Raw genomic sequence first — 3,776 nt, 5'->3', positions numbered from 1 at the left:
CATCATCACCACCAGCCTCAACGCCTTCGACAAAGTCGGCGCCCCCACCACCTGGGTCCTCTCCAACCACGACGTCGTCCGCCACGTCTCCCGCTTCGGGTTGCAGAGCCATGACCTGCGCAGCGGCGACGGGATCGGCCCTGACGACGCGCAGCCCGACCATGTCCTGGGCCTTGCCCGGGCACGTGCGGCCACGCTTTTGATGCTCGCGCTCCCCGGCGGCGTGTACCTCTACCAGGGCGAAGAACTGGGTTTGCCGGACCACACGATGATTCCTCATGAGTACCGTCAGGACCCGACCTTCCACCGGACGGAAGGTACCCGGGTAGGCCGGGACGGCTCGCGGGTGCCCCTGCCCTGGATCGCAGACGCGCCGTCTTACGGCTTCAGCAGCACCGGAAAGTCCTGGCTCCCCCAGCTCGGCCTGTGGGGCACACACTCCCGCGATATTCAGCAGCGGAACCCGGATTCGACGCTCAGCATGTACAGCAAGGCGTTGAAGCTGCGGCGCGAACTGGACCTTGGCCATGGCTCCCTGGCTTGGTGGCCCGAGCACGACGCTGAAGGCGTAGTCGGTTTCGTCAACGGCAATGTGCTCGCCGTGATGAACATGGGCACCGAACCGGTGGAACTTCCGGAATTCGAGATCCTGTGCCAGAGCTCTCCCGGTGCTATGTCACACACCCAGCTGCGTCCTAACCGGGCCGTCTGGATGCGTATCCCCTAACCCGCGCTACGGGCCTTAGATCCCGGGAACGGCCTTACCCGGATTCAGGATGCCTGCCGGATCAAAGACTGCCTTGATCTGCCGCTGGAGCTGAAGGACTTCTTCCTGCTGCTCCTGCGGCAGCCAGCGCAGCTTGAACTGGCCAATCCCGTGTTCGCCCGTGATGGTTCCGCCCATCCGCAGGGCGACGGTGATGGATTCGTCCAGGGCTGCGTTGAGTCTGTGAACACCTGCCTCGCCTTCCGTCGCCTCGATCCAAAAGGTGGGGTGGAGGTTGCCGTCACCGGCGTGCGCGACCACCTTGAGCTGGACCCGGTGGTCCTGGGCCATCCGCTCGAGTTCGGCGACGTAATGCACCAGCTGCGACCGGGGTACGGCAACGTCTTCGCCCACCCGGATTTCATGCTCTACGTCGTCACCCCGGCTGTGCCGGCGCAGGTCCAGGAGCCGCTCTGCTTCCTCTGATCTCTCACTGCTGACGGTGCCGCCCAGTTCGCGCAGCACGGCTCTCACAGCTGCTGCTTCGGCTTCGGCGCCGAATCCGTCGGTTTGAATAAGCAGCAGCGCGCCGCCCCGGGTCCCGAGGTCCGATCCGTGCGCCCCGTCCAGCGCGGCCATTGTGGCGCCGTCGAGCAGTTCCATGATCGACGGCTGCACACGTGCTGCCCCAACCGCCAGCACTCCCGCAGCGGCAGTCCGGAAGTCCGGGAAGAACGCGGCTACGGTCCTCACATCGCTGGGCAGGTAGCGCAGGCGTACGGTTATTCCGACAACAACGCCCAGTGTTCCCTCCGAGCCGGTGAAAAGGCCGGTCAGATCGTACCCGGCCACGCCCTTGAAGCTCTGGTGTCCCGTATGGATCAGTGTGCCGTCCGCCAGCACAACGTCCAGCGCCAGGACCGAGTCCCGGGTTACGCCGTACTTTGCGCAGCGGAGACCGCCGGCATTCGTCGCTACGTTGCCGCCGATGGTGGAGACCTTGTAGCTGGCGGGATCCGGTGCGTACATCAGGCCATGTGACTTTACTGCCTCGTTGAGATCAGCGTTCACGACGCCGGGCTCGACGACTGCCAGTTCGTCACCCGGGCGGATGTCCAGGATGCGGTTCATCTTCTCAAGACTGAGGATTATGCAGTTCCGGGTGGCGTGCGCTCCCCCGGACACTCCTGTTCCGGCCCCGCGGGGAACAACGGCAGTGCCGGTACGTGAGGCCCAGCGCAGAACTTCCTGCACATCAGCGGCTGACTCGGCCCAGACCACGGCCAGAGGATCGATCAGTTCCTGGACTGGCCCCTGGTCCCGGGCGTAGCGCTTCAGTGTCTCCGGGTCCGTGTCGATTCGAACGCCGGGGATGGACACTTCAAGGTCGTGCAGGGCAGGCAGGCTCATAGGAAGAAGGCTACCGGGCGCCCATGAACCGTGCGTAACGTTGCAGAACGTTGCGCCACAGTGCCTCGGAGGCTTCGCGCTGATCTGCTCTGTCAGGGATTGAATCGAAGCCCGTATGCAAAATCCTCAGGGCCGTGCCCGTGCCCTCTGCTGTGAAGGAGACGCTGACAGTGGTGGAACCAGTACCCGGATTCCATTCCAATTCCAGCAGCTGGCCTGGCCGGATTTCCTGAACAGCTGCACGCGTGGCGGATTCCTCTTCCTCACTGGTCTCAACCAATGCGCCGCCCTCGAACTCCACGTGGGTTCCTTCTCCGAAGGCGGTGAACTCCGTTGGCCACCACAGGTGGGGGTACTCATGGAATCCCCGGAAGGCCTCTTCTGTTTCACGGGGAACGACGCAGGTCTCCTCTACGTCGGAGACCGGTTCGCGTGGGCTCTCGGGCTCAGGTTCCGGGGCATGGCTGAAAAGCGATGGAGTCATCTCCCCAGCCTACGCAGTCCGGGCATCCCTGGTGCAGTCACTCGTTCCCGGAGCCCAGACGTGGCCTGTCCTCCGTTTTGGGCTTTTGCCTCCGTCTTGGGCGAGTCCCCGTGGGCGTTGTCCTCCGTTTTGAGACTTTCGAGGGCGTTTGCCTCCGTTTTGGGACTTTCCTCCGTCTTCGGCGAGTCCTCGAGGCCGTTTCCCTGCGGTTGGGGACGGTCCTCCGTATTGGGACGCCCTTCTGGGTCGTTTCCCTGCGGTTGGGGACATTCCTGCACTTTGGGACACTTTTTGGGTGTGTTTCCCTGCCGGTTTGGGACATTCCTGCCAGTTTGGGTCTTTCCTCCGCGGCGCCGCGTCAGGAAAGTCCCAGGATGGCAGGCATGTCCCAAAGTGGAGGCGAATTGCGGAGGAGAGGATGGCACAGCCGTTTCTCAGCCCCTCGGCAGCCAGATGCACTCTGCTGGACGGGGCTGTCGGTCGGAAGGCTGTCCGTGCACGGTTTCCCGCCGGTCATTGAGGCGGTGGCTTTGCGCGGTGCCTTCCTCGAACCGAGTGTCTCGGCTGGTGGAGTTCCTCTGCGGGGAATCAACGGCTGTAGGCGTGCTTCTATTGCGTGCGATCCCCGTCTCCGGTTGCGGGTGGGCATGGTGTGATCCCGACCCGCGGCAGCATGGCATATCGGACGGGACACTCATCGCCGGCTGCCTTCAGGGCTTCCCCAGTGCACGGTTTCCGCCCGTCTTTCCCACGTGCGGTGACTGCTGTGTCTGGTGTGGTCCCACGAGTAGTCAGGTGTCACTGAATGTGGGAACCGGGGGCGGGAAGCTGTGTGTGCGAAGCGGCCTGCTGGGGGCTGGTAAGGCTGCGCACGTGACCGTGGTTCCCACGCTGTGGTGCGGTTGTTAACCCGTGTGGCCCCGTGAGTGAACAGGTGTCACTGAACGTGGGAACGGCGGCCTGCCCCGGCCCGGACTCTCACGCTTCTCCTGAGTGGTTTCTCCGGGAACGCCGGCTGCCCGGCCCGGACCGGCATGCTTTGGCCGGCGGCGCGAACCGGGCAGTAGCGGGACCGGACAGCAGCGGCACCGGACAGCAGCGGGACCGGGCAGCAGGCTTGCTCTATGGACGGACTATCGTGCCTGGCCGCCGCGCGAATCGGCCGGCGCCGGGTAG

3 protein-coding genes are annotated in these 3,776 nt (G+C 64.5%); 1 reads left to right on the top strand and 2 read right to left on the bottom strand.

Annotated elements, in window-relative coordinates; translation table 11 throughout:
* On the top strand, positions 1–727 hold a 727-nt coding region (locus AO716_RS05090), incomplete at its 5' end, for an alpha-amylase family glycosyl hydrolase (protein WP_268753557.1).
* A gap of 15 nt (positions 728–742) precedes the next feature.
* Here the strand turns inward: AO716_RS05090 and AO716_RS05085 are convergent.
* A complete protein-coding gene (locus tag AO716_RS05085; RefSeq protein WP_055239891.1) occupies positions 743–2,116 on the bottom strand; it encodes an FAD-binding oxidoreductase in 1,374 nt (457 codons plus the stop codon).
* Between the two features lie 10 nt (positions 2,117–2,126).
* Positions 2,127–2,600, bottom strand: a complete 474-nt coding sequence (locus AO716_RS05080; protein ID WP_055239890.1) for an SRPBCC domain-containing protein — start codon at positions 2,598–2,600, stop codon at positions 2,127–2,129.
* Between the last annotated feature and the right edge of the window lie 1,176 nt (positions 2,601–3,776).

The sequence above is a fragment of the Arthrobacter sp. Edens01 genome, assembly GCF_001307035.1.
Taxonomy (GTDB): Bacteria; Actinomycetota; Actinomycetes; order Actinomycetales; family Micrococcaceae; genus Arthrobacter_B.
This window is presented reverse-complemented; position numbering and strand designations above follow the sequence as displayed.

What these genes read in the sequence shown, in the direction of transcription:
- AO716_RS05085 (WP_055239891.1), bottom strand. Translation starts at nt 2,116, where the DNA reads ATGAGCCTGCCTGCCCTGCACGACCTTGAAGTGTCCATCCCCGGCGTT.
- AO716_RS05080 (WP_055239890.1), bottom strand. Translation starts at nt 2,600, where the DNA reads ATGACTCCATCGCTTTTCAGCCATGCCCCGGAACCTGAGCCCGAGAGC.